Annotated in this window: 20 protein-coding genes; 10 read left to right on the top strand and 10 right to left on the bottom strand. The window is 70.9% G+C overall.

Annotated elements, in window-relative coordinates; translation table 11 throughout:
• Window positions 1–4 precede the first annotated feature (4 nt).
• Window positions 5–847, top strand: coding sequence for a sulfurtransferase (locus tag SM116_RS12685; RefSeq protein ID WP_320941343.1), 843 nt, complete (start codon window positions 5–7; stop codon window positions 845–847).
• On the opposite strand, the gene SM116_RS12680 is transcribed toward SM116_RS12685, so the two are convergent.
• Both SM116_RS12680 and hrpA read right to left on the bottom strand, forming a co-directional pair.
• Window positions 844–1,917: a quinone oxidoreductase family protein gene (locus tag SM116_RS12680; RefSeq protein ID WP_320941342.1), complete on the bottom strand. Its 1,074-nt coding sequence runs from the start codon at window positions 1,915–1,917 to the stop codon at window positions 844–846. The two genes, SM116_RS12685 and SM116_RS12680, sit on opposite strands and share 4 nt — an antisense overlap.
• Entirely contained in the window at window positions 1,914–5,891 is a 3,978-nt protein-coding gene (gene hrpA / locus SM116_RS12675; protein WP_320941341.1) for an ATP-dependent RNA helicase HrpA, read from the bottom strand. The genes SM116_RS12680 and hrpA overlap by 4 nt, the downstream gene beginning before the upstream one ends.
• Before the next feature lie 55 nt (window positions 5,892–5,946).
• Between hrpA and SM116_RS12670 the strand changes: the two genes are divergently transcribed.
• Together SM116_RS12670 and SM116_RS12665 are read left to right on the top strand one after the other, a co-directional pair.
• Window positions 5,947–6,783 (top strand): aldo/keto reductase, encoded by an 837-nt coding sequence (locus SM116_RS12670; protein ID WP_320941340.1) that lies wholly within the window; start codon window positions 5,947–5,949, stop codon window positions 6,781–6,783.
• A 10-nt stretch (window positions 6,784–6,793) separates the two neighbouring features.
• Window positions 6,794–8,659 carry a thioredoxin domain-containing protein gene (locus tag SM116_RS12665; protein ID WP_320941339.1) on the top strand — a complete coding sequence of 622 codons (1,866 nt, stop codon included), beginning with the start codon at window positions 6,794–6,796 and terminating at the stop codon, window positions 8,657–8,659.
• Here the strand turns inward: SM116_RS12665 and SM116_RS12660 are convergent.
• A complete protein-coding gene (locus SM116_RS12660; protein WP_320941338.1) occupies window positions 8,656–9,900 on the bottom strand; it encodes a glutamyl-tRNA reductase in 1,245 nt (414 codons plus the stop codon). The genes SM116_RS12665 and SM116_RS12660 overlap by 4 nt on opposite strands.
• A gap of 66 nt (window positions 9,901–9,966) precedes the next feature.
• Here SM116_RS12660 and hemE point away from each other — a divergent pair, with 66 nt between their 5' ends.
• The 4 genes from hemE to hemC are packed head-to-tail and all read left to right on the top strand — an operon-like array spanning window position 9,967 to window position 13,805.
• Window positions 9,967–11,046 (top strand): uroporphyrinogen decarboxylase, encoded by a 1,080-nt coding sequence (gene hemE, locus SM116_RS12655; RefSeq protein WP_320941337.1) that lies wholly within the window; start codon window positions 9,967–9,969, stop codon window positions 11,044–11,046.
• A gap of 52 nt (window positions 11,047–11,098) precedes the next feature.
• On the top strand, window positions 11,099–11,767 hold the full coding sequence (gene hemQ, locus SM116_RS12650; protein WP_320941336.1) for a hydrogen peroxide-dependent heme synthase: 669 nt from the start codon (window positions 11,099–11,101) through the stop codon (window positions 11,765–11,767).
• The gene (locus tag SM116_RS12645; RefSeq protein WP_320941335.1) at window positions 11,764–12,912 is read left to right on the top strand and encodes a ferrochelatase; all 1,149 of its coding nucleotides are present in this window, start codon (window positions 11,764–11,766) and stop codon (window positions 12,910–12,912) included. Before hemQ ends, SM116_RS12645 begins: the two co-directional genes overlap by 4 nt.
• Entirely contained in the window at window positions 12,855–13,805 is a 951-nt protein-coding gene (gene hemC, locus SM116_RS12640; protein WP_425563265.1) for a hydroxymethylbilane synthase, read from the top strand. The genes SM116_RS12645 and hemC overlap by 58 nt, the downstream gene beginning before the upstream one ends.
• Before the next feature lie 72 nt (window positions 13,806–13,877).
• Here hemC and SM116_RS12635 read toward each other — a convergent pair whose 3' ends face one another.
• The 5 genes from SM116_RS12635 to SM116_RS12615 all read right to left on the bottom strand — a co-directional run bounded on the left by SM116_RS12635 (window position 13,878) and on the right by SM116_RS12615 (window position 19,451).
• Window positions 13,878–14,276 (bottom strand): VOC family protein, encoded by a 399-nt coding sequence (locus tag SM116_RS12635; RefSeq protein ID WP_320941333.1) that lies wholly within the window; start codon window positions 14,274–14,276, stop codon window positions 13,878–13,880.
• A gap of 47 nt (window positions 14,277–14,323) precedes the next feature.
• Window positions 14,324–14,752: a hypothetical protein gene (locus tag SM116_RS12630; RefSeq protein WP_320941332.1), complete on the bottom strand. Its 429-nt coding sequence runs from the start codon at window positions 14,750–14,752 to the stop codon at window positions 14,324–14,326.
• Between the two features lie 131 nt (window positions 14,753–14,883).
• Window positions 14,884–15,684: an ABC transporter permease subunit gene (locus SM116_RS12625; protein ID WP_320941331.1), complete on the bottom strand. Its 801-nt coding sequence runs from the start codon at window positions 15,682–15,684 to the stop codon at window positions 14,884–14,886.
• Complete coding sequence (locus SM116_RS12620) at window positions 15,650–16,582, bottom strand: ABC transporter ATP-binding protein (RefSeq protein ID WP_320941330.1); 933 nt, start codon at window positions 16,580–16,582, stop codon at window positions 15,650–15,652. Before SM116_RS12620 ends, SM116_RS12625 begins: the two co-directional genes overlap by 35 nt.
• Before the next feature lie 361 nt (window positions 16,583–16,943).
• Window positions 16,944–19,451 carry a glycoside hydrolase family 65 protein gene (locus SM116_RS12615; protein WP_320941329.1) on the bottom strand — a complete coding sequence of 836 codons (2,508 nt, stop codon included), beginning with the start codon at window positions 19,449–19,451 and terminating at the stop codon, window positions 16,944–16,946.
• Window positions 19,452–20,448: 997 nt separating this feature from the next.
• Between SM116_RS12615 and SM116_RS12610 the strand changes: the two genes are divergently transcribed.
• Complete coding sequence (locus tag SM116_RS12610; RefSeq protein WP_320941328.1) at window positions 20,449–21,666, top strand: hypothetical protein; 1,218 nt, start codon at window positions 20,449–20,451, stop codon at window positions 21,664–21,666.
• Between the two features lie 172 nt (window positions 21,667–21,838).
• On the opposite strand, the gene SM116_RS12605 is transcribed toward SM116_RS12610, so the two are convergent.
• Window positions 21,839–22,363, bottom strand: a complete 525-nt coding sequence (locus SM116_RS12605) for a hypothetical protein (protein WP_320941327.1) — start codon at window positions 22,361–22,363, stop codon at window positions 21,839–21,841.
• 278 nt (window positions 22,364–22,641) lie between these two features.
• Between SM116_RS12605 and SM116_RS12600 the strand changes: the two genes are divergently transcribed.
• Window positions 22,642–22,947 carry a hypothetical protein gene (locus SM116_RS12600; protein ID WP_320941326.1) on the top strand — a complete coding sequence of 102 codons (306 nt, stop codon included), beginning with the start codon at window positions 22,642–22,644 and terminating at the stop codon, window positions 22,945–22,947.
• Between the two features lie 81 nt (window positions 22,948–23,028).
• Here SM116_RS12600 and SM116_RS12595 read toward each other — a convergent pair whose 3' ends face one another.
• Window positions 23,029–24,621 (bottom strand): dolichyl-phosphate-mannose--protein mannosyltransferase, encoded by a 1,593-nt coding sequence (locus SM116_RS12595; RefSeq protein ID WP_320941325.1) that lies wholly within the window; start codon window positions 24,619–24,621, stop codon window positions 23,029–23,031.
• Between the two features lie 23 nt (window positions 24,622–24,644).
• Between SM116_RS12595 and rsmI the strand changes: the two genes are divergently transcribed.
• Window positions 24,645–25,463: a 16S rRNA (cytidine(1402)-2'-O)-methyltransferase gene (gene rsmI / locus SM116_RS12590; protein WP_320941324.1), complete on the top strand. Its 819-nt coding sequence runs from the start codon at window positions 24,645–24,647 to the stop codon at window positions 25,461–25,463.
• Window positions 25,464–25,468: the final 5 nt, after the last annotated feature.

Here is a 25,468-nt window from a genome sequence, read left to right as displayed (position 1 = left end):
GAGGATGCCATCGCCCATCGTCTCCGCCGCCGAGCTGTCCGCCCTCCTCGCCTCCGACACCCCGCCGCGCGTCCTCGACGCCCGGTGGGACCTCGCTCGGGACGACGGGCGTCAGCTGTACCTCGCCGGCCACATCCCCGGCGCCGTGTACATCGACATGGGCACCGAGCTGTCGACGCACGGCCGTCCGGAGGACGGGCGCCACCCCCTGCCGGCGCCCGGCGTGCTGCAGGCGGCCGCCCGACGGTGGGGAGTGGACACCGGCGACACCGTCGTCGTGTGCGACGACTACAACTCCGTGGCGGCCGCCCGCGCGTGGTGGCTGCTGCGACAGGGGGGCGTCGCCGACGTCCGCGTGCTCGATGGCGGGATCACCGCCTGGACCGAGGCCGGGCTCCCGCTCGAGAAGGGTGACGTCGTCCCGGAGCCGGGCGACGTCGTGGTGAACGAGCCGACCGAGGGCGTCGTCGACACCGCCGGGGCGGCCCGCTGGCCGGAGTCGGGGGTGCTCATCGACGCCCGCGCGGCCGAGCGCTACCGCGGCGAGGTGGAGCCGTACGACCCGATCGCGGGGCACGTCCCCGGCGCGGTGAACCTGCCCGCTGCCACGCTGCTCGAGCGTGGACGGTTCCGCTCACGCGAGGAGCTGCGCGCCGCGTTCGCCGCGATCGGCGCGACCGAGGCGGTCCCGGTCGCCGCGTACTGCGGGTCGGGCGTCACCGCGGCGCACACCGCTCTGGCCGGAGAGATCGCGGGCGTGGACGTCACGGTCTACCCGGGTTCGTGGAGCGCGTGGTCCCACACTCCGGGCATGCCCGTCGCGACGGGCGCCGAGCCCGGGGCCTAATCGCCCCAGGGCAGCAGGACGACCTTCCCGTCGACGCCCGACTGCACGATCCGCTGCGCCTCGGACGCCTCGGCCAGCGGATAGGACGGCCCGAGCTCGACGGCGAACGCGCCGTGGGCCATGAGCGCGAGCGCGACCGGGATCGCCTCGGCGCGCCACGCCAGCTCGAGCGGCGTGAGCGGCTCGGGGGAGCCGCCCGAGAAGGCCCGGATGCCGAGGCGCGCAGCATCCGCCCCCCGCACGAGGGTCGCGATGCGCCCGTGATCCCGGACGAGCCCGAGCGAGGCCTCGATGGCCTTGTCGGTGCCGGCGATGTCGATGGCCGCCGTGATGCCCTGCGGGGCGGCGGCGAGGATGCGGTCCTCCAGGCCCTCGCTCTCGTAGCCGACCGGCGTGGCGCCGAGGTCCTGCACGCGCTGCGCGCGGCGAGCGGAGGTCGTCGCGACGACCGTGGCGCCCCACATCCGGGCGAACTGGATCGCCGCCTGGCCGACGGCACCCGAGCCGCCGTGGATCAGCAGCGTGTCGCCCGGGCCGACCGCGAGCGAGCGCACGGTCTGGTAGGCCGTGCCGACCGGGATGCCGAGGGCCGCGCCCTCCGCCGCCGACACGGCCGGAGGTCGCGGCTGCACGTGCGAGGCGGGGACGGCGATATCGGTCGCGTAGGTGCCCGTCGCCAGGAAGACGACGACCGGCTCCCCGACGCGCAGGCCCTCCACGCCTTTGCCGACGGCGGTGACGACACCGGCGGCGTCGGAGCCGGGCCTGCGGGGCGACGTGATCCGCCCCGTGTCGCGTAGCGCCGAGCGCTGCTTCCACTCGACCGGGTTGATGCCGACCGCCTCCACGCGGACCGCCACCTCCCCCTTCCCGGGCTCGGGGTCCGGGATGTCGACGAGCGTGAGGACCTCGGGTCCGCCGAATTCGGTGTACTGGATCGCGCGTGCCATGGTGGGCGCAACCGCGTCAGGCGGTCGCTGCATTCCCTTCTCGCTGTCGTGGACGTCGAGGTCGAGGACCATCGGATCGCCGGTGTCTCCGAGCGTGGTGCCGCATGAGCCTGCGGTCAACCCCCTTGCGTCAGCGTCTTCAGGATGCGCGGGAGCGACACCGGCTCCGCCGTGCCCAGGCGCTGCGCGAACAGGCTGACGCGGTACTCCTCCAGGAGCCAGCGCGCGTGGACGAGGTGTCCCGGTGCGCCGGGCGCGGGCGGGATGCCGCCTCCGGCGTCGGTGAAGGCGGTCGTGGCGCGCTCGAACTCGGTCATCCAGGCGCGGTCGCGTCCCGGATTGTCGGCCAGGCCCTGGAGTCGGACGATCGCGCCCTCGAGGTACCGCGGCACGTGCTGCAGGCGCTCGACCCCCGTGCGGGAGACGAACCCGGGGAAGACGAGTCCCCCGAGCTGCGCGCGGATGTCGCCGAGCGGGCCGATGAGCGCCATGCTCGTCTGCGCCTTCACCGCGCGCTCGACGTCTCGCGAGCGGGTCAGGATGCGGGCCGCCAGCGAGACGCACGCGAAGACCTCGTCCACGGCTGCGGCCGAGAACGCGTCGCGCACGGCCGCGAACTCGGCCGTCGTGCGCACGACGCCGGACGGCGCGATCCGGCGGATGACAGCATCCGCCACCGCCACGCGCGCGTCCTCGATGAGCGCCTTCGCGGACGGGTAGGGGGATGCCGCGAGGGCGAGCTTCTCCGCGGACGTGAGGTGCTCGAGCACGTAGGGAGCAGCCGACGGCACGGCGAGCAGCACGAGACGACGGACGCCGGCGGCCGTCGCGCGCTCGGCGGCCGCGGGCGTCGCCTCGATGCGGGTCGCCACCGTGGAGCCCTCGTCGACGAGCGCCGGGTAGCCGCGCACGACGCCACCGGCCACCCTGGTGTCGACGACGCGGGGCAGCTCGTCGAGATCCCACGCGGTCAGACCCGTGCGCTCGGCGAAGGCGGATGGGCCCGCCGACGGCACCGTCGGACGCATCGCCGACGGCGGCGTCGCCCGGGTGAGCGTCTTCTGCACGGCGGTGCGCGATCTCTCCGAGAGGCGCTCCTGGAGTTCCGCAAGATCGCGGCCCGACGCGACGGGACGACCGCGCTCGTCGAGCGCGCGGAACGACATCCGCAGGTGCTCGGGCACCCGATCGAGCTCGAAGTCGTCGGCGGTCACGGGCTGGTTCGCGACGCGCTGGATGCGGGCGGCCAGCGCGGCGCGCAGCGTCAGCGGCGGCAGCCCCCGGTGCGACTCCGGGCCCGCGCCCTTCAGCTCCTCGGACAGCTTCGCGGCCCAGTCCGCCGCAGGCACGACATGCCGCCGGATCGCCTTCGGCAGGGCGCGCAGCAGACCCGTGACGAGCTCGTCGCGCATGCCGGGCACCTGCCAGTCGAAGCCGTCCGGCCTCAGCTGCTGCAGCAGCGCGATCGGCACGACGACCGTCACGCCGTCGTCGGGGGCTCCCGGCTCGAACCGGTAGGCGAGCGAGAGCACCTGGTCGCCCTGGCGCCAGCGCGCGGGGAACTCGCGCTCGTCGGCTCGGGATGCATCCTCTGCGAGGTCGGCCTCGGACATGTCGAGCAGGCGCGGCGTCCGGGGCTGCGCGTCCTTCCACCAGGCCTCGAACGAGCGCACGTCGAACACGTCGGCCGGGATGCGTGCGTCGTAGAACGCGAACACCGTCTCGTCGCCGGCGAGGATGTCGCGGCGACGCTGGCGCTCCTCGATCTTCTCGAGCCGGTGGCGCAGTTCGAGGTTGCGGCGGGCGAAGGCCGTCAGCCGCTTGTCCAGGCGGGTCGGATCCCACTCCTCCTCGACCAGCGCGTGCCGGATGAACATCTCGCGCGCGAGCGGGCGGTCGATGCGGGAGAGCTGCACGCGGCGCCGCGGCACGATCTCGACGCCGAACAGCGTCACCTTCTCGGCGGCCACGGCGGCCCCCGCATCCTTCGACCAGTGCGGGTCGCTCAGCTGCCGCTTCGCGAGGTCGCCCGCCAGCGGCTCCGCCCACGCGGGGTCGATCGCCGCGACGGTGCGGGCGAAGAGCCGGCTCGTCTCGACGAGCTCGGCGGCCATCACGGCCGCGGGCTGACCCCGCGACGCGCTCGGAGACCGGCGCAGACCCGAACCGGGGAAGATCGCGAACCGCGCGCCCCGCGCGCCGAGGTACTGCGTGACGGGCCGGACCGGCTTGCCCTTGCTCGCGGGGCCGCGGGCGGCACCGGACGACCGCTCGTCCACGATGCCGATGTGCGACAGGAGCCCGGCGAGGATCGCGCGGTGCACCGCATCCGGTTCCGCCGTCGTCTCGCCGCTGCGCCGCTCGGGGCCGCGGATGAGCGTCTGGAGCTGCCGGTGCACGTCGAACCATTCGCGCACGCGCACGTAGTTGAGGTGCTCCGCCCGGCACAGGCGGCGGAAGGCGCTCGACCCGAGCTCTCGCTGCTGCTCCTGGAGGTGGTTCCAGAGGTTCAGGAGCGTCAGGAAGTCGCTCGTCGGGTCGGTGAAGCGCGCGTGCAGCCGGTCGGCCTCCTCGCGGCGGTCCTCGGGCCGCTCGCGCACGTCCTGGATCGACAGGCCCGCGACGATGGCCTGCACCGCGGGCAGCACCCCGGTGCGGCGCGCCTCGATCAGCATGCGGGCGAAGCGCGGATCGATCGGCAGCCGGGCGATCTCACGCCCGGTGTCGGTGAGGGTGTGCTGGCCGCCGCCGGCGGCACCGCCATCGCGGCCATCGCGGGCACCGTGCCGAGCCGACACCGCGCCGAGCTCGATGAGCAGGTCGAACGCCGCCTTGACGCCGCGCGAGTCCGGAGGAGTGAGGAACGGGAACGCCTGGATGTCGCCGAACCCGAGCGAGAGCATCTGCAGGATGACGCTCGCGAGGCTCGTGCGCAGGATCTCCGGCTCCGTGAACTCCGGACGCCGGTCGAAATCCTCCTCGGTGTACAGACGGATCGCGATGCCGGGCGCCGTGCGGCCCGCGCGGCCCGACCGCTGCTGCGCCGACGCCTGCGAGATGGCCTCGATCGGCAGTCGCTGGATCTTGCTGCGATTGCTGTACCGCGAGATGCGCGCGGTACCCGTGTCGACCACGTACCGGATGCCGGGCACCGTGAGGCTCGTCTCGGCGACGTTCGTCGACAGGATGACCCGGCGGCGCACACCCGCCATCCTGGTTCCCGAGCCTGTCGAGGGACGCTCGAACACCCGGTGCTGCTCGGCGGCGGAGAGCCGGCCGTAGAGCGGGAGCACCTCGGTGGGCGCGGCATCCTTCGCGTACATGCCGCGCACGGCATCCGCGGCATCCCGGATCTCCGCCTCGCCGGGGAGGAAGACGAGGACGTCGCCCGCGGGCTCGCGGTCCAGCTCGCGGAGGGCGCCGAGGATGCCGTCGACGTCGTCTCGGCCGGCGTCGCCGCCCTCGTCCCCCTCGGCGGACTCGTCGTCGCCGCCGCGGTAGCGGATCTCGACCGGGTAGGTGCGGCCCGACACCTCGATGATGGGTGCGGGTCGGCCGGCGGCATCCGCGAAGTGCTTCGCGAAGCTCTCCGGGTCGATCGTCGCGCTCGTGATGACGACCTTGAGATCCGGTCGCTTCGGGAGCAGGCGCCGGAGGTAGCCGAGCAGGAAGTCCACGTTCAGCGACCGCTCGTGCGCCTCGTCCACGATGATCGTGTCGTAGCGGCGCAGCATCCGGTCGCGGTGGATCTCGTTGAGCAGGATGCCGTCGGTCATGAGCGCGACGCGCGTGTCGGCCGACACCTTGTCGGTGAAGCGCACCTTGTAGCCGACGATGCCGCCGAGGGGAGTATGCAGCTCCTCCGCGATGCGCTCTGCGATCGTGCGCGCCGCGATGCGGCGGGGCTGCGTGTGCGCGATCGTCGTGCGGCCGAGCTCGAGGCAGATCTTCGGCAGCTGCGTCGTCTTGCCCGACCCGGTCGCACCGGCGACGATCACGACCTGGTGGTCGCGGATCGCGCGCGCGATCTCGTCCCGCGCGGCGCTGACGGGCAGCTCCGGCGGGTATGTGATGAGGGGTTCGGCGGCGGACACAGCCTTCGATCGTATCGCCCGCCCGCACCAGGGGGCGCCCTCCTAGGCTGGATGCATGACTGTCCCCGACATGCAGCTCAACGACGGCTACACCATCCCCCAGCTCGGATACGGCGTGTTCCGGGTCCCGCCGGCCGATACCGAGCGCGCCGTGAGCGAGGCCCTCGAGCTCGGCTACCGCCACATCGACACCGCGGCGATCTACGGCAACGAGGAGGGCGTCGGCGCCGCGATCGCCTCCAGCGGCATCGCCCGCGGCGACCTCTTCGTCACGACGAAGCTGTGGAACGACCGTCACGACGGCGACGAACCCCAGGCGGCACTGCGGGAGAGCCTCGACAAGCTCGGCCTCGACCAGGTCGACCTGTACCTCGTGCACTGGCCGACCCCGGCGCGCGACAACTACGTGAACGCGTGGATGCGCCTGATCGAGCTGCGTGACGAGGGCCTGGCCCGCAGCATCGGCGTCTCGAACTTCCTCGTCCCGCACCTGGACCGCATCGTCACGGAGACCGGCGAGCTCCCCGCTGTCGACCAGATCGAGCTGCACCCCGCGCACCAGCAGCGCGAGGTCACGACCTGGGCGGCGCAGCACGGCATCCGCATCGAGGCGTGGGGTCCGCTGGGCCAGGGCAAGTACGACCTGTTCGGCACGCCGGCGGTCGCCGACGCGGCCGCCGCGCACGAGAAGACGCCGGCCCAGGTCGTCATCCGCTGGCACCTCCAGCACGGCAACATCGTCTTCCCGAAGTCGGTGCGCCGCGAGCGTCTCGCGGAGAACCTCCACGTGTTCGACTTCGCCCTGACCGACGACCAGATCGCCGCCATCGACGCCCTGGACCACCCGGACGGGTCGGGCCGCGTGAGCGCCGACCCCAACGAGGTCAACTGAGCCGGGTGCCGTGAACCAGCGTCTCGCGACCTCGGCGAGCCCCTACCTCAGGGCGCACGCGACCAATCCCGTCGCGTGGTTCCCGTGGGGCGAGGAGGCCTTCGCCGAGGCGCGGCGGCGCGCCGTCCCGGTGTTCGTGTCGATCGGGTATTCCACCTGCCACTGGTGCCACGTGATGGCGCGGGAGTCGTTCTCCGATCCGCAGATCGCCGCGGAACTCGCCGACGGGTTCGTCAGCGTCAAGGTGGACCGCGAGGAGCATCCGGAGGTCGACGACGCCTACCTCGCCGCAGCGAGCGCGTTCACCCGCAGCCTCGGCTGGCCGCTCAGCGTCTTCACGACCCCGGACGGGCGCGCGTTCTTCGCGGGCACGTACTTCCCGCCCGAGCCGCGCGGCGGCATCCCGTCGTTCTCGCAGGTGCTCGGCGCGGTGCGGCAGGCGTGGACCGAGCGGCGCGACACGGTGGATGCCGCCGCATCCGCCGTCGTCGCAGCCCTCGAGGAGGCCGGAGCCTCCGCGACCTCCGACCTGCCCACCCTCGCCCAGCTGGCGGACGCCGCTCGCCGCGCGGCCTCCGCGGAGGATCCGCAGCATGGCGGCTTCGCCGGACGCGGGGCGGATGCCGCGACCCCGAAGTTCCCCATGACGCCGGCGCTCGGGTTCCTGCAGCGGGCCGGCCGCGACGCCGCCGCGCACACCGAGGAGGTGGCCGACCGCGCCCTCGCGGCCATGGCGGCTTCGCCGCTGCGCGATGCGGTGGACGGCGGGTTCTTCCGGTACGCGACGCGGCGCGACTGGAGCGAGCCGCACTACGAGCGCATGCTCACCGACAACGCGACGCTCATCGACGTGTCGCTGGATGCGGGCCGCGACGACCTCGTCCGCAGCACCGCGCAGTTCCTGACGAACGTGCTGCAGCAGCCGTCCGGCGGCTTCGCCGCCGCCCAGGACTCGGAGTCCTGGATCGCGGGGGAGCGCAGCGAGGGCGGGTACTACCAGCGGGATGCCGCGGGCCGCGCCGAGCTCGAACCGCCGGCGACCGACGGCAAGATCGTCACGGGCTGGAACGGCCTCGCGATCGGCGCGCTCGCCCGGGCCGGCACGCGACTCGGGGACGACCGACTGCTGGAGGCCGCGCGCTGGGCCGCCGACGCCGTCCTCGAATCGAACATCTCCGCCGACGGCCGGCTTCTGCGGGCGTCGCTCGACGATGTGCCCTCACGCGCCGCCGGGACCGCAGAGGACGCAGGACTCCTGGCCGCCGGGCTCGCCGCGCTGGCCGCGGCCACGGGAGAGGTCGCCTACGCCGTCGCCGCCCGTCAGGTGCTGGGCCCGTTCGGCCCCTCGGGGGATGAGCTCGGCAGCGCCGGCGACCGAGGCGGAACGACACCGCGCGCACAGCCCCGGGAGTGGGCCGATCCGGTGCTCCGCGCCCACGGCACCCCGCATCCCCCCGATGCGTCGGACTCGGATCACCCCTCGGCGCCGTCCGCCCTCGCGCACGGCGCGCTCGCGCTGTGGCTGCTCGGCGCCGGCGACGAGTACCGGGAGATGGCTGCCGACATCGTCCGCCGCTACGCCGCCCGCGCGCTCGCCGAGCCGCTGGCCCACGGCTCGATGCTGCAGGCGGCGCTGCTGCTGGCGCGCCCGCCACGACAGGTGGTCGTGATCGCCGGAGACGCCGACCTCGTGACCGCGGCCCGCCGCATCCCGTCCGACGTCCTCGCGATCGTGACAGAGGAGCAGGCGCGCGCCTTCGCAGATGCCGGATTCACCCTGTTCGAGGGCAAGACCGCCGTGGACGGGATGCCGGCCGCCTACGACTGCCGCGACTTCGCCTGCCGGCTGCCGGTCACAGACCCGGCCGAGCTCTAACCCGCGGCGCGCTCATCGTCGATCGCGCGCAGGCGCGGTGCGACGTCGAGACCGAAGACGGTGCCGAGCGCAGCCTCGAACTCGTCGATGCGCCCCTCCGCGGCGAGCTCTCGTGCCCGCACCGACGGGGTGTGCGACAGCACGCCGGCGAAGTGCCGGAGCGCCGCGGCGACGGCATCCGCGTCGGGCGAGGAGCTGGTCCGGGCCAGCTCGGCATCGAGCAGCTTCTGGATGTGCGTGCGGACGGCGACGACCGCGGAGGCGGCGGCGCGCTCGGCGGTGAAGGTCGCCGCGGCGTTGCCGACGAGCTCGTGCGCGCCGGGGCCGAGCTCCGGCAGGACGGCGTGGCGGCCGAGCAGCTCGAGGTCCATGAGCTCCACTCCCGGGAGCGCGCCGACGGCGGGGTCCACATTGCGGGGCAGGCCGAGGTCCACGATGAGGCGCGGCGACGAATCGGGGATGTCGTCGGCCGTGATGACGTACCGCGCGGTGCAGGTCAGGACGATGTCCGCGCGGGCGATCGCCTCGCCCAGGTCGCGCTCCGCGCGCACCGCGTACTTCAGGGCGAACTTCTCACCGCGCCCCGTCGCGGAGAAGACCCGCACGTCTTCGGCGCCTCGGGCACGCAACGCGGTGATCGTCGTCGCGGCGTACTGCCCCGTGCCCACCAGGAGCACGCGGACGGTCGACCAGTCGGTGACGCGGGAGCCGGCCAGATCGAGCGCGATGCGGGCGAGCGAGCGGCCGCCCGCGGCGACGTCGGCCTTCGCGCGCACGGCGCGGGTCGAGTGGGCCGCGCGCTGGAAGGCCTGCTCGAGAAGGGTGCTCGTGGTGCCGGCGGTGCGCGCGGCCGACAGCGACCGCTGCACCTGCCCGTTGATCTCCTCCTCGCCGACCACCATCGACTCGAGACCCGAGGCCACCGCGAACAGGTGGTGCACGACGTCGTCGCCGTCGACCGATCCCGCCGAGGCGGCGAGGGCGTCGGCATCCGGAGCATCCACACCCGCGTCGCGCAGTGCATCGATCACGGCCGTCCGAGCCACGGCGCCGCCGTCGAGGAGGGACTCGTCGAGCTCGAGATACGCCTCGAAGCGGTTGCACGTGGACAGCACGATGACGCCGCGCACGAAGTCGTGCGCGGCGATCCGGTCCGCGGCGTCGGTTCCTGTCACGTGCGAGATGCGATCCAGCACGTCGAAATCGGTGTTGCGGTGATTCGCCGTCAGGCAGAAGAGCACGACGGGAGTTTAGCTGTCAGAGGTGCTGAAGCCGGTCGACACCGACACTCCACGTAGCCTTGGGGGATGCCGTCCACCCCGATCGCCCTGCCCGCCGACCATCCGCTGCGCGACGGGCGCACCGCATCCAGCCCGCTCGTGCAGGCTGCGAAGGGCACCCGTCCCGAGACACTCCCGGTGTGGTTCATGCGTCAGGCCGGGCGCTCCCTGCCCGAGTACCGCGCCAGCCGGGCGGGCACCGAGATGCTCGATGCCTGCCTCACGCCGGCACTCGCATCCGAGATCACGATGCAGCCGGTTCGCCGTCACGGCGTGGACGCCGCCGTCTTCTTCAGCGACATCGTCGTGCCGGTGCTGCTCGCCGGAGTGGATGTGCGCATCGTCTCCGGGCGCGGCCCCGTCATCGACGAGCCTGTACGGTCGGCCGCCGACATCCTGCGCCTGCGTCCGATCGAACCGGAGGCGCTCCAGCCGATTGCGGATGCCGTCGCGATGACGGTCGCCGAGCTCGGCGAGACGCCGCTCATCGGCTTCGGCGGTGCGCCGTACACCGTCGCGAGCTACCTCGTCGAGGGCGGCCCCTCGAAGGACCAGCTGCGCACCCGCGCCCTCATGCGCACCGACCCGCGCGCGTGGGCGACGCTGCTGAACTGGTGCGCCGACGTCACGGGGGCGTTCCTGCAGACCCAGGTGCTGGCCGGCGCCAGCGTCGTGCAGCTCTTCGACTCGTGGGCGGGGTCGCTGTCGCGAGACGACTACATCCGCCGCGTCGCGCCGCACTCGCGCCGCGCATTCGACGCGCTCCGCGGCCTCGAGGTGCCCCGCATCCATTTCGGACTCGGCATGGGCGACGTGCTGGACGCCCTCCCCGCCCTGGGCGCCGACGTGGTGGGCATCGACTGGCGGCTGCCGCTCGACGAGGCGAACCGCCGCCTCGGCGGCACGGTCCCGCTGCAGGGCAACATCGACCCGGCGCTGCTCACCGCACCCTGGCCGCTGCTCTCGGCCCACGTCCGCGATGTCGTGGAGCGCGGCGCCGCCGCTCCGGCGCACATCGTCAACCTCGGCCACGGCGTGCCGCCGGAGACCGACCCGGATGTGCTCGGACGCATCGTCGAGCTCGTCCACGAGCTTCCAGCTCGCTGAGAGCCTCGGCGCCCGGTCAAGCTTCAGGCATTCGTAATCGCATGATGGAGGGGTGACAGACACGACCTCGTCCCCGTCCGACTTCTTCACGCTCTACGCGGTGCTGCGCCGCGACCCCCACACGTCGGGCGGCGGAGGGGAGAGGGCGCCGTTCGCCGAGGCGGCGGCGCAGATCGCACCGCGTCTGCGCGGGCTCTACGACGTGTCGGGGATGCGGGCGGATGCCGACATCCTGCTGTGGCTCACGGGCGACTCGGCCGAGCAGCTGCAGGCCGACCTGCGCGTGCTGCGCCGCACGCGCGAGCTCGCGCCGCTCCTGCCGACCTGGAACGCGATGGGCGTGCACCGTCAGGCGGAGTTCAGCCGTGACCACGCGCCCGCCTTCGCCCGGGGCCTGGCTCCCAAGGGCTGGGTGACCGTGTACCCGTTCGTGCGCAGCTACGAGTGGTACGTCCTGCCCGCCGCGGAGCGCGGCCGGATGCTCGCCGACCACGGCGGCAAGGGCCGCGACTACCCCCAGGTGCTGAGCAACACCGTCGCGAGCTTCGCGCTCGGCGACTACGAGTGGCTGCTCGCGCTCGAAGCCGACGACGTGGTCGACCTCGTCGACCTCATGCGCCACCTGCGCGCCACCGACGCGCGTCTGCACGTGCGTGAGGAGGTCCCGTTCTTCGCCGGCCGCCGGATCGAGGCAGGCGAGCTCGCCGAGGTGCTCTCGTGAGTGCCGCCGACTGTCAGGTCCTGGCAGCCTCGCCCGCCGCGTCCTCGGGCGCCGCGCACGTCGAGGCCCCCGTCGCCTACGGTGCGATCCTGCTCGCGAGCTTCGGCGGTCCGGAGGGGCAGGATGACGTCATCCCGTTCCTGCGCAACGTCACTCGCGGGCGCGGCATCCCCGAGGAGCGTCTCGAGGAAGTCGCACACCACTACCGCGCGTTCGGGGGCGTGAGTCCCATCAACGACCAGAACCGGGCGCTCAAGGCCGCGCTCGAGGCGGAGCTCGCCGCGCGCGGCATCGACCTGCCCGTGCTGTGGGGCAATCGCAACTGGGCTCCGTATCTGTCCGACGCGCTGCGGGAGGCCGACGAGCGGGGCCTGAGGACGCTCCTGGCCATCGGCACCAGCGCCTATTCGTCGTACTCGAGCTGCCGTCAGTACCGCGAGGATTACGCCGCGGCACTCGCCGAGACGGGACTCGAAGGCACCGTCACGATCGACAAGGTGCGCCAGTTCTTCGACCATCCGGGCTTCGTCCAGCCTTTCGTCGACGGCGTGCGGGCAGGGCTGGCGGAAGTGGGGGGCACCGCGAAGACGCACGTGCTCTTCTCGACGCACTCCGTGCCGATCGCGGATGCCGACCGCTCCGGCCCCCGCGACCTCGACTTCGGCGCGGGCGGTGCGTACGCCGCGCAGCACCGTGCGGTCGCCGAGGTCGTCATGGCCGACCACCCGGGTGTCGGCTGGGACCTCGTCTACCAGTCGCGGTCCGGTCCGCCGACCCAGCCGTGGCTCGAGCCCGACATCAACGACCGCATCGCAGAGCTCGCGGCCGACGGTGTCACAGGTCTTGTGATCGTGCCGCTCGGCTTCATCTCCGACCACATGGAGGTCGCGTGGGACCTCGACACCGAGGCCCTCGAGACCGCCGATGCGCACGGCATGACCGCGGTGCGCGTGCCGACGCCGGGTGTGCACCCCGCCTTCGTGAGCGGGCTGGTCGATCTCGTCCTCGAGCGCCGCGACGGCGTGCCGACGGACGAACGGCCCGCTCTCACCGCACTCGGGCCGTGGTTCGACGTGTGCCGGCCGGGATGCTGCGAGAACGTGCGCCTCGGATTCAAGCCCGCCGTCGCGGGGATCGCGCCGTGACCCTCCGCATCGGCACGCGGGGCAGCGCCCTGGCGCTCGCCCAGGCCGGCACGATCGCCGACGCTCTCGGGGGCGAGCTCGTGGTGATCACCTCCGAGGGCGACACCTCCACAGCGTCGCTGGCGTCGCTCGGCGGGACGGGCGTCTTCGCCAAGGCGCTGCGCGATGCGCTCCTGGCCGGCGAGATCGACGCCGTCGTGCACTCGTACAAGGACCTGCCGACCGCGAAGGCCTCCGGACTCTCGGTCGCCGCCGTGCCGCGTCGCGCCGACGCGCGAGACGCGCTGTGCGCCCGCGACGGCCTCACGTTCGACACCCTTCCCGAGGGTGCGCGGGTGGGCACGGGCTCGCCGCGCCGTCGTGCGCAGGTCGCGTCCCTCCGACCCGATCTCGAGCTCGTCGACATCCGCGGCAACGTGGACACGCGGCTCGGTCGCGTGGGCGCCGACGACCCGGAGCGGCGGCTGGATGCCGTCATCCTCGCCGCCGCGGGGCTCGATCGCGTCGGCCGCTCCGACGCCGTCACCGAGCTCCTCGACCTCGACACGTGGCCGACGGCGCCCGCCCAGGGCGCGCTGGCCATCGAGACGCGCCGAGACGAGGAGAAGCTCGTGTCGCGGCTCGACCACCGCCCCACGCGCCTCACCACGTCGGCCGAGCGGGGCGTGCTCGCCGAGCTCGAGGCGGGCTGCGCTGCGCCGATCGGCGCGCACGCGTTCGTCGAGGACGACATGCTGTTCCTCACGGCGCGCATCTACGCCCCGGACGGCTCCGCGCACCTCACGGCGTCGCACGCGACCGTGCTGCAGAAGGATGCCGCGGCCGACGTCGCCGCCCGCGTCGCGGCGGAGCTGCTCGCAGCTGGCGCGGCGGAGTTGGCGCCCCTCGGCTGATCCGCGCTTCGCGGCTGGGCTGATTCGAGCGCGTGGCACCGGCGGGACCTGGGGTCAGCCCGTTGCACGACTTCATGCCGCCGGGAGAGGACTCTCGGAGGCGGGAGTGGTCGACGGTCCAGGCTCGCTCTGCTCCATGATGCCCACCATGTTTCCGGCCGGGTCGCGGATCATCGCGAAGCGTCCCACGCCGGGCACGGACGTCGGCAGGACGATGCGGGCTGCGCCGAGCTTCTCGGCATCCGTCAGCGCCTCGTCCAGATCGTCGACGGCGACATAGACAGTGAAATAGGGCGGGATGCCGCGGCTGGTCTGCAGCACGCCACCCCCGATCCCTTCTGCGCCCGGCGAGAGCAGCCAGTACTCGGGGCCGGCCGGCTGGACCTCCCACCCGAACAGCCTGCGGTAGAACTCGGCGAGCGCCCCTCCGTCGGGCGCACCGAACTCGAAGTGAATGATCGGATGCGGCATGCTGCCTCCTCATCGTCGATGTCGACACGCCGGACGTCGGCGACGGTTCACCGACGGTGCCGCTCGCCTGCGAAGAGCCGGCGGCACAGCATCACCCCGACGGCGAACTGACCGATCACCGCCAGGACGTACAGGCCGTATACAGTCCCGACGACAACCAAGGGCCATCCCTCGGGCTGGGTCGCACCTGACGCGAGCCCCGTGGCGTCCGCCGTGACGCCGACGAGTGCGAACAACGCCACGACCACTCCGAGGGTGGTCCCGACGATCACGCGGAGTCCCTGACTCAGGAGCGCCGCCGCGAGCAGGCACAGTCCGCCGAGGACAACGGCGACGATCAGTTCGCCGGGCAGGAGGAAGTCGAGGCGCGCTCCCCGCCCGGTGAGGAGGGAGACCAGCAGCAGGACCAGTGGCGCGGCGATCGGGATGCCGGCGAGCACGGTCCCCGCGATACCGAGCACTTGTGCCGATCGCATCGTCGTGCGTCCGGAGCTCCCACCGTTGAGCGTGGGGTCTCCGGTGCTGTCCGTGAGGGGTGGTCGGGATGGCATATTCACACTCTGCACGGTGCCGCCCAGGCGGCCAGGGCCGAAGGTCCCCTTGCTCGTCAGGCGGCGGTGTCCCGGGATCGGAAGCCGATCGCCGCGAGGGCGACCAGCACGAGGCAGGTTGCGGCAGCGACCAGGACGTCGGTCATGTCGATGCCGTTGCGGAGAGGATCGTGTCCGGCGTACTGGAAGAACGGCGAGTACTTCTGCAGCGGTTCCAGCCAGTCCACGAGGGGTGCCAGGCCGTTGACCGCGTAGGCAGCCACGGCGAGGGCGGCAGGAATACCGCGACTGAGCCCTGTGCGACCGGTGGATGCCGAGAGCACCAGGGCGAGCGTGCCGAAGACGAGGGCGAGCAATCCGAGATGCACCATGGCTGCGGCGACGTTCTGGGCGGGGAGGTTCATATCTGCGAGCGATCCCTCGAGGACGAGGGAGAACCCGGTGACGGCGGCGAGGAAGGCGACGCCGACGGTCATGGCTGCGAACTTCTCCGCGATGATCCGCGCACGGGCGAGCGGTGTGGACAGGAGCAACTCGAGCGTGTGCGCCTCCTCTTCACCCGCGACCGCAGACACCCCGCGCCCGATGGCATACAGCAGCAGGACGATCGGAGCCATGAACGACATGAGCTCGACCTGGATGTAGCCGACCGGTGTCGTGAGATCGGCACCGGTCGTAGCGAACAGGCTCCGCAGTGCCTCGGGCATCTGGTTGAGGAAGTCGGCCATCGAGGGCTGGTCCCGCATGCTGGGCCAGATGGCGACGTAGGTCGCGATCAGCAGAACGATGGCGAGGGCCCACCACAGCAGGGCCTTCCACTGGTCATACAGCGACTTCGTGAACACGGTGCTCAGCATCGTGGTCGCCTCCGTAGTAGGTCATGAACATGTCCTCGAGGTCCGATTCGGCGCACTCGAAGTCGACGACCGGGTGGGCGCTGATCCGCTTGAGGAGCGCGTCGAGCGCGGACTGCGGCGCCTCGCACCTCATGCGCTCGCCGATTGCGACGAGGTTTGTCACTCCCGATATTCCGGCGAAGTCCTCCACGCTGACGGGCGTCGCGAACGTGGCGCGGACGCGGTGGAGCGAGCGAGCGCTGAGCTCGTCGAGGCGCTCCACGGCGATGAGCTTGCCCTGGCGGAGGACCCCGATCCTCGTCGCGACGCGCTGAACCTCCCCGAGAACGTGCGAGGAGAGGAACACGCTCCCGCCGTCCTGCGCGTGTTCGCGCAGGAGAGAGTGGACCTCATGCTGGACCAGCGGATCCAGCCCAGACGTCGGTTCATCGAGGATGAGAAGCGCCGGCCGGGACATGACCGCGAGGACGAGCGCGAGCTTCTGCCGGTTGCCGCGGGAGAGCACGCCTGCCCTCCGGGTGAGATCGAGCGACAGTCGCTCGGCCACCTGGACTGCGCGGGCGTGGTCCTTGCGCCCCCGCAGATGGCAGATGTAGTCGATGTGCTGCGCGCCCGTGAGTCGCGTATAGACCGAAGGCTCGCCGGGAACATACCCGACGACGCGATGGACATCCCGAGCCTCGCTCCACGCATCCAAGCCGCACACCACCGCGCGCCCGGAGCTGGGACGCAGCATGCCCATCAGAAGCCGGATCGTCGTGGTCTTGCCCGCGCCGTTAGGACCGAGGTAGCCGAACACCTCACCAGGCTCCAACGTCAGGCTCACCCCGTCCAAAGCGAGGCTGTGCCGATAGCGCTTCGCCAGATCCTGGGTGACGATCGGTGGAACAGGATCCATGTCGTACTCCTCCCTGGAAATCGGTGTACGGGCGCAGCGTCCGCGAGGGTCGCCGCACGCCTGCTGTCAGGCCATCTCTCACCTCCGGGTGGCTCGCGGTCGGCGGTTGCGATGCTGTCCACGCATCCGGCCCTCACCAGGATGCACGCGGTTCAGGGAGAGAGGCCGGGACTTTGGACCCGGGACGCCCATCGTGCGAGGCAGGTGCGGACGGCAGCCTGGTGGCGCCGGACGACCCTCGTCCCGGTAACCCGTCGTGCGGCCGCTGTCTGTTCCGCACGCGCCGCGCGCAATGGAGAATCGCCGCTGTGGCGGCGGCCCGAAGGTGTGGAAGGGAACGGCTGAGTGAGGTAGTCAGTGTTCAGGAAAGACTGAATCTGTGTTCGGCGCCCGGCGCCAGTGCCACGCTGCGGTCGCCCACGGTGACCTGGATCGGTGGCGCGCTGGATGCGTGGGATCGGATGGTGAGTCTGGCGTGGTCGAGGTGCACCTCGAGCGCCTGGCCACGGTAATGAAGCCGGAAAGAGGCGCCTCGCAGCTCTGCGGGCAGCCGCGGAGTGAATTGCAGTTCGTCGTTGCGAGTTCTGAGGCCGGCGTAGCTTCGAACGGCGAGGTCGACCGTGCCGGCCATGGCGCCGAGGTGAATGCCTTGCCGGGTGGTGCCGCCCTGGGTGTCGTCGAGGTCGGCGTCGAGTGCCTCCCGGAACGTAGGCCACGATTCGTCGGGGCGCAACTGGGCGAGCACTGAGGCGGTGACGACCCGACTGAGAGTCGAGCCGTGCGAGGTCCTCGGCAGGTAGTAGTCGAGTGAGGCGTGCAGGTCGGCCTGATAGCCGAGCTCATCCAGCAATTCAGTGAGCACATCGACTCCGAGGGTGTACACGAGCATGAGCACGTCGGCCTGTTTGGCGACCTTATAGCGGTTGGTGGTATCGCCCTCGGCCTCGAGGATGAGATCGAGGCGCTCGACGTTCCCGTAGCGGGACCGGTAGGCGTTCCAGTCGAACTCCTCGAGCTGGTCGTAGCCATCGAATTGGCTGATCACACCCCGACCGTGCAGGGGCAGGAACATCCTTGTCGCAATAAGCGACCACTGCTCACGTTCCTCGGCACGGATGTCGAGGCGAGCGATCAGGTCGTCCGCGAGATGTCCGCGGAGACGGTCGAGCGCGTCAAGGGCGCGCCGACAGCTCCAGGCGGTCATGACGTTGGTGTAGGCGTTGTCGCGCAGTCCGGTTCCGGGCGCAGTCGGTGGCCCGTCGTGGTACTCGTCCGGCCCCATCACGCCGTCGATGTGAAAGCGTCCATCCGCTGGGTCGTGCTCGGCCATTGCCACGAAATGACGGACCACTTCGATGATGAGCTCGGCGCCCCGGTCGGCGAGCCAGACGAGGTCGGCGGTGAGCTCGTAGAACTGCCAGGCGTTGTAGGCCACGGCCAGGCCGACGTGCAGCTGGCGGGCGGAATGATCAGGCATCCAGCGGTGTGATCGGGGATTGAAGAGGGCGCCAGGGGTTTGCTCTGTGCCGTCGGTGCCGGATTGCCAAGGGAACCGCGCGCCCGGTAAACCCGCCTCCGCCGCGGCCGCGCGTGCGGCTTCCAGGCGGTTCCAGCGGTAATCGAGCTGCGTACGGGCGATCTGCGGGTTTCGCAGACCCAGGACCGGAAGCACGAACAGTTCGTCCCAGAACACGTGGCCGAGGTATCCCTCCCCGTGCAGCCCGCGCGCTGGGATGCCCGCCCCCTCAGGCGTGTGATCGGATACGGCCTGGAGAACATGGAAGACGTGCAGGTTGAGGACGGCCTGACTCTGGGGGTCGGCGTCGATCTCGATCCCGTAGCGTTCCCACAGTCGCTGCCAGGCGGCTTCATGCCGCAGGCGAATGCGGTCGGGTGGTACCGCGTCGAGGTGCCGCAATGCTGCGGCCGCGGCCGTGTCGATCGCCGGATCGCGGGATGATGCGATCGCCGCAGTCTTGTTGATCCGGAGTGGCGTTGCAGGCGAAACCGCTGCTTCCAGGTGCAGCAGGCCGGCGGTGCCGGTGTCGATCCAGTTCTGCCGGCGGATCTGACCGTGCGCGCTCTGACGGACAGCGAAGGCGACGTCGACGCGACTGTGTCTCGTGGTCACCTCGCATGTCAGTGCGTCGCCATGCACAGTGAATCGGGGTCGGCTCAGGTGGCGTGCAGCGGTGCCGGCATTGCTGTTGCGCACGTGGGCATCGATGCCGCTTCGCACGTCGATCTTCCCGGCCCATTCGAGCGGCTCGAGTACGGTTTCCTGCATCATCAGATGCCGGTCTCGCATCGACACGAACGTTGTCTGCGTCACACGCAAGCGCCTGATCCCGTCTGTCACGATCGCTGTGCGAGTGAGCACACCTCGGCGCAGGTCGACCCGCCTGACCTCCTCTTCGAGTGCAGACTCCGTTTGCTCAGACCACCAAGATCCTGCGCCGATGCGAAGGTCGAACGCTAGCCAGTTCGGCAAATTGACCAGGTGTTCTTCGCGCACGGTCCGTCCATGCGAGCGAGCTGAGGCCGTGTCGTTGACGCCGGCGAGGTAGGTGCCCGGGTAATGGATACGGCCCTCGGTTCGTTCCCCCTGGGCACCTCGAGTCGCGACATACCCATTGCCGGTCACCATGAGCGCCTCGCGGTGACCCTCGTGCACTGAGTCGAAGCCGTAGAAGGTCAGATTCCACGGATCGATCGCGAGTCCGCCCAGGTCCAATTGTCCGATATCGTCCAGCACCCGGTCGGCGCCGGCGGTTTCGAGCGCAGCCCTGGTCTTCACGTCAGTGATGCCCACAACCAGGCCGACCCCGGCCTCCCGCGCGGCCCGGGCGTGACTGGGTTCAGAGACCACCGCCACGCAACTCTCGATCGGGACGCCGATCCGAGCCGCAGCCGAACGGAACCCGTCGGCACTCGAGCCCGGCGCGGTGCTCGCCCCGCGTTTCCCTGGAAGGAGAATCACCTCGAATCCGCCGTGACGGAGCCGCTCCCTGAAGTGACCTGCGCCGAGTACGTCCAGTAGTACGGCGGGGTATGGCGCGCGCATCGCGGCCGCCGCGTGTCGGCGGCTGCGCCCTGCAATGGTGGGGGCCGCAAGCTCGGACCTAGTGGTCCCAGCATCCCGATCCAACTCCCCCTCCCTCACAGTGGCCCCGGAACGGCGAGCGTCGGGGCGTGTGAGCATCTCGGGCGCCGCGAGAGGCGGCTCCCTGCAGCAGTCCCAGGCAGCATCGGCGCAGACATCTGACTCCTCGTCCAGCCGCCGTCGCCCGAGGAGGGCGGCAGTCTCTGGATCGACGCCCAGCCAACACCGCCAGCCCCGCCCGGACCAAGGACTTTCGACCCTGCGCGGGATGGGTCCTTCGCACACCGGCTCCGACGAAGTACGCGTTCAAGACCATCAGCGGTCCCGTCCGTCCCGTCGGCAGCTACGTCCTCACACCCGCAGGAACAGGAACGAAGGTCACCTTCACCCTGGAGGCCGAACTCAGCGGCATCAAGAAGCTGCTCATGAACCGCGCAGTGCGAGAGAGCATGCAGAGCGAGATGTGACTCGACACCTTCACGCAGGTCCGATGGATCCCTCAGCGGGCATCGCCCGGTGAAGGTACCTCGCGGACGGCTCCCCGTGCGCTCGTTCCCGATCAAGTTGTGGGCGTCGTCGCGACATCCTCGTTGGCGGGTGCCGTCGGCCTCCGCTGAGTGGGCCCGCTCTCATCTGCCGCCTGCCGCAGCGCTTCCGCGCGACCGGTCACGAAGCGGGACGCGGGAGGACGAAAGACCCTCGTGCGCGGCCCCTCGGCCCGTTACGCTTCGGGCGCAAGCCCGCCCAAGCCAACACTGGGGAGGTGATCAACGTGGTCGACACCGCATCCCGCATGCACGCCGCTGCCGCGCCGGCGATCGGCGCTCCGCCCGCCTCGCCGGCGGCCGAGAGGCCCGCACGGAGCGCTCGGTTCGAAGCCGCTGTAGAGGAGATCTGCCGACGCTACGGGTCGGACGTCTACTACGTCTTCCGTCGGCCCGAGAACTGGGTAAGGCGCAAGCTCGGCCAGCCCTACTACAGCGTGGGCGCCTCCGTCACTATGGGACTGACCGGCGTGGTAGCCCGGCTGGGTCTGGCGCTGATCGCCACCGCCGTGGCCGGGGACTGGGTGCGCGTGAACTGGCTAGGCTGGGTGATCGTCTTGGCCTTCTACGCGTTCGTCGACTCGGTCGCACGACTCGCGATGCCTCCGCTCGACGAACCCGCCCGGCCCGGCTTCAAGGCGATGGTGAACGATGCGATGGCGCTGCTTCCCACCCTCACCCACGAGTCGGATGCCGTGGACCTCGCGGCATTCGCCCGGAAGTGGATGCGGCTGTCGACCGCGGTCCTGAGTGGCGCGCTCGTGACGGTCACCACCCTCGGCTGCGCCTGGCTGCTGATGCCCGATGCGCTGACCCAGATCGCCGCGGGAACGCTCGTGCTCATCGCGCTCCTCCTGTTCGACTTCGGCGCCGTCACCGCGACACCCACCGCCTGGGTCGTCATGTCGCGCGAGGCCCGATACGACCACGACCTGTTCTGGGCGAGCCCCGCCGATTCGCCCGAGGTCGGGAGAGCCCTCTCCACCCAGATCGGGTTCGCCTGGGCCACAGGACTGTGGATGACGTTCTACATGATCCTCACGATCGTGCTCGTCTCGTGGCGCTCGCCGCTCGTGCTCCCGATCGCGGCCGGATTCACCGGCTTCGGCTACGTCACCGTGATCCTCACCACGTTCGGGATCCGAGGCAGCATCCGCAAGATCGTGCGGCGCGCTCGTGAGCGGCAGCTCGCCCCGTTGCGCCACCGCATCGCCGCGTTCGACCCGCGGACGGTCGACCCCGCCACCGACGAATCAGCGCGATTGCGCGGCCTGCTGGACCTCTACACGCGGATCCGGGAATCCCCGGTCACGATCTCGGCGAGCCACACCGTGCTCCACACCGCCGCAGGGCTGCTCGTGCCGACGGTGATGTTCCTGATCAGCGTTTCGGGCGAGGTGTACGCGGAGCGGCTCCTCAACGCGATCCTTCCGTGAGCGCAGCAGGTTCGCCTGCGACAGATACGCCGCCGCGCAGAGTCTTTCGCGATTTGCTCGTTCGTCACCCATCCCTGGCAGCGGTCCCTTCGCGACTCGTTGGCTGGATGCAGGGGGAGCTTCGTGTTGGGCATGATGCTTCACTTGACGGCGTACTACCTTGACCGCGCCTCTACGGCTCGCCCTGTCGTTTGTCCCCGCCGGAACCGCGCTGTTGGCTCATGACGAGTGCTAGCAGGGTATAGCCGGCGAAGATCACTGCCGCGGTGAGCCCCGTGACGTAGAGCGCCACGTCGTTGCCCGGCGAGAGATTGGTGATGATGAGCACCATGCTCCCCGCAATGCAGACGTTCAGCGGCAGTCCGACAAAGGGGAAGATCCGATCGATCCGTTGTCGGCTGCGGCTCAGCTGTCGGGAATCCGAACTGCGATTGAAGACAATCATGAAGATGGCCCAGATGGCGATGGCCACCACGGCGCAGGATAGCCACAGCCAGTGGTCGTCGACGCCATATTGGCTGACCGCGATGGGGATGAGGGCGGAGATGACCACCCAGACTCCCAGTCCGAGGACGCCTTGCAGGTAGACAACACTGTGCACATCGCTCACCGGAGCGCTGCGCACACTGATCAGTGCACCGAACCCGACGAAGACACCGGCGATCTCGGCGAAGTGGACGAACAGGTCTGTCTCCATAGGGCACGTCCCTTCAGGCTCGAACCACGTCGCCATTGCCCGGGGCGCGATGAGCGTATGCCTCGTGCAACTCACGGCGGAGGACTTTCGACCTGCGCGGCGCGCGGCCCTGTGCGCGGAGGGATCAGCGGGTAAGCGGCATTGCTCGACCAGGGTCGCGGTCGGCCTGAAGGCACAGGCCTTGTGCTCGCGGTTGTGCTTGGCGCGTCCGCGATACCGGGGCACGAGTGAGGTGGAATGGGCGACCGACGGAGTATCGATCTTGGCCGCCACTTGCGTTGACGGAACCGCGTGCGGGCGATGCGCGCGAGCGGGACGCTCTCGAGCGCGGCCGCCAGGTTTCGCCGTGCTCATCCCGCGGGACCTTGTGCTCGTACACGCACGAGAACTTCGACGCCTCGTCGCCCTACACCGACTTCACCACCGGCGCGCTCACCTACGCGGGGAAGGGTACAAACGGGAAGACGGTCTACTCGGTCCTCGAGCCTCGCGACATCGCCGCCAACGGCATCATCGTCGGCACCTGGCACACCTGGAAGGACGGCGTTCCCGCCCCCGACCACGGCTTTATCGCGACCCCGTGAGCTTGTCGATCCCGGAGGGCCGAACCGCCCGGTGCCGTTCGTGCGGGCCCCTCGCCGCGACCAGCGCGCGGCGCCCGTCACTCACACCCAGGTCGGGAACCAGTTGTGCAGGCGCCAGAAGTCGTAGGGCACCGTCATCCCGGTGACGACCGGGTACCAGATCACCGAGACGACCACGACGACCGCGAGGTAGATCCAGACGACCCGCTGCCCGACGAGTCGCCGGTGCGCGTCGCTCGACCCCGACCCGGCGATCGCCTGCAGGGCGAAGGTGAGGGCGAGGATCAGGAACGGCAGCATCGCGATCGTGTAGAACTGGAAGATCGTGCGATCGGGGTACATGAGCCACGGCAGGTAGGTGGTCGCGATGCCGGTGAGGATCACGGCGTAGCGCCAGTCGCGGGCGACGATGAACCGATAGATGAGATAGATCGCCGCGGCGATCGATCCCCACCAGATGAGCGGGTTGGGGATGCTCGAAATCGCCTGCACGCAGCTGCCGGCGAACGTGCAGCCGCGCTGGCCGAACTGATCCTGATGCCAGTACATCGACGTCGGACGGATGAGCAGCGGCCACTGCCAGGCCGGGCTCGCGTAGGTGTGCGGCGTCGAGAGCCCGACGTGGAACTGATACATGGCCTGGTGGTAGTTCCACAGGGCGCGCAGGGGAGCGGGCACCCAGCCCCAGATCCCGGATGCCGCGCCCGCGGAGTCTCGGTCGTAGCCGCCGGCGGTGACGAGCCAGCCCGTCCACGAGACGAGGTAGACGACGGCCGCGATCGGCACGGCCCACACGAACGCCACGAGACCCTGGCGCAGCGCATCCACCGGCCAGAGCCGGACTCCCGCGCGCCGGCGGGCGAGCGCATCCGTCACGATCACGTAGACGCCGAAGCCGATGAGCACGTACAGGCCCGACCACTTGATCGCGGTGGCGGCGCCGAGCGCCGCGCCGCCGGCGAGCAGCCACGGCCGGCGCCACAGCACCGGTCCCCACGCGGGCGGCTCCGCCTCCTCGGAGCGGCCCCCGATGACGACGGCGAGACGCTCGAGGTGCGTCCGGCGGTCGAGCAGGACGAACCACACCGCCAGCAGGATGAAGAAGGTGAGGAAGATGTCGAGGATCGCGACGCGGCTCATCGAGATCGCGAGCCCGTCGATCGCCATGAGGATGCCGGCCACCGCCGCGAACCGCGTCGAGCCGGACATGAGGCGCGCGACGAAGTACAGCACGAGCACGGTCGCCGTGCCGATGAGGGCGACCGCCACGCGCCACGCGAACGACGACTCGGCGCCGAAGATCCACAGGCCGAGGCCGATCAGGTACTTCCCGAGCGGCGGATGGACGACGAAGCTCCCGTCCTTCGTGAAGATGTCGACGTGGCCGTCGGCGAAGCTGCGGTCGGCGTCGTTCGGCCAGGTCGACGGATAGCCGAGGTTCCACTGGCTCCACGCATCCTTCACGTAATAGGTCTCGTCGAAGACGAGCTCGTGAGGCTGCGCGAGATTCCAGAAGCGCAGGATGCCCGCGAGCAGCGTGATGACGATCGGCGCCGCCCAGTCGTAGAAGCGCGCGCGGCCCGGGTCGGCCATGACCCGCCACGCCCACCTGTCGTACAGCGACGGGCGCGCGGCCGGGGCATGGGCGAGCAGCGGCTCGTCGATCGACGTCACGCGCACAAGCCTATGCTGGGGCGGTGATCATCCTCGCGGCGACGCCGATCGGCAATCTCGGGGATGCATCGCGGCGGCTCGTGGAGGCTCTCGAGAACGCCACCGTGGTCGCCGCGGAGGACACCCGGACCACCCAGCGCCTGCTCGCCGCGCTCGGCGTCGACAACCGCCCGCGCCTCGTGGCGCTGCACGACCACAACGAGAAGGAGCGGTCGGGCGTCCTCGTCGCGCTCGCGCGCGACGAGGACGTCCTGGTGCTCTCGGATGCCGGCATGCCGACGGTCAGCGACCCGGGCTACGCCCTCGTCGCGCTCGCGGCGGCGGAGGGCGTCACCGTCACCGCGATCCCCGGGCCGAGCGCCGTCGTCACGGCGCTCGCGGTGTCCGGACTGCCGACCGACCGCTTCACCTTCGAGGGCTTCGTGCCGCGCAAGCCCGGCGACCGCCGCGCGTGGCTCCGCGCCGTCGCGACCGAGCCGCGCACCATGGTGTTCTTCGAGTCGCCGTCGCGGGTCGCCGCATCCCTCGCCGACATGGCCGACGCCTTCGGCGCCGACCGGTCCGCCGCGGTCTGCCGCGAGCTCACCAAGCTCCATGAAGAGGTCCGCCGCGGCACGCTCGCCGAACTCGCCGCGTGGGCGCAGGACGGCGTTCGCGGCGAGATCGTGGTCGTCGTCGCCGGCGCCGCCCCGCGCGCGGTCGACTTCGACGACGCCGTGTCTCAGGTCACCGAGCTCGTCGGCTCGGGCGTGCGCCTGAAGGATGCCGCGGCGGAGGTCGCCGGACACACCGGGCATTCGAGTCGGGAGCTGTACCAGGCGGTGCTCGCGCGTCGCGCGTGAACCCG

Source organism: Microbacterium rhizosphaerae (assembly GCF_034120055.1).
GTDB lineage: Bacteria > Actinomycetota > Actinomycetes > Actinomycetales > Microbacteriaceae > Microbacterium > Microbacterium rhizosphaerae.
Note: the sequence above shows the minus strand (reverse complement) of the source record. Positions and strands in the feature narration are given on the sequence as shown.

Excerpts from the sequence above, each read along its gene's own strand:
- SM116_RS12685 (WP_320941343.1), top strand. The coding sequence starts at position 5 with ATGCCATCGCCCATCGTCTCCGCCGCCGAGCTGTCCGCCCTCCTCGCC.
- SM116_RS12670 (WP_320941340.1), top strand. The coding sequence starts at position 5,947 with ATGACTGTCCCCGACATGCAGCTCAACGACGGCTACACCATCCCCCAG.
- hemE (WP_320941337.1), top strand. The coding sequence starts at position 9,967 with ATGCCGTCCACCCCGATCGCCCTGCCCGCCGACCATCCGCTGCGCGAC.
- hemC (WP_425563265.1), top strand. The coding sequence starts at position 12,855 with ATGCTGCGAGAACGTGCGCCTCGGATTCAAGCCCGCCGTCGCGGGGAT.
- SM116_RS12635 (WP_320941333.1), bottom strand. The coding sequence starts at position 14,276 with ATGCCGCATCCGATCATTCACTTCGAGTTCGGTGCGCCCGACGGAGGG.
- SM116_RS12630 (WP_320941332.1), bottom strand. The coding sequence starts at position 14,752 with ATGCGATCGGCACAAGTGCTCGGTATCGCGGGGACCGTGCTCGCCGGC.
- SM116_RS12625 (WP_320941331.1), bottom strand. The coding sequence starts at position 15,684 with ATGCTGAGCACCGTGTTCACGAAGTCGCTGTATGACCAGTGGAAGGCC.
- SM116_RS12620 (WP_320941330.1), bottom strand. The coding sequence starts at position 16,582 with ATGGATCCTGTTCCACCGATCGTCACCCAGGATCTGGCGAAGCGCTAT.
- SM116_RS12605 (WP_320941327.1), bottom strand. The coding sequence starts at position 22,363 with ATGGAGACAGACCTGTTCGTCCACTTCGCCGAGATCGCCGGTGTCTTC.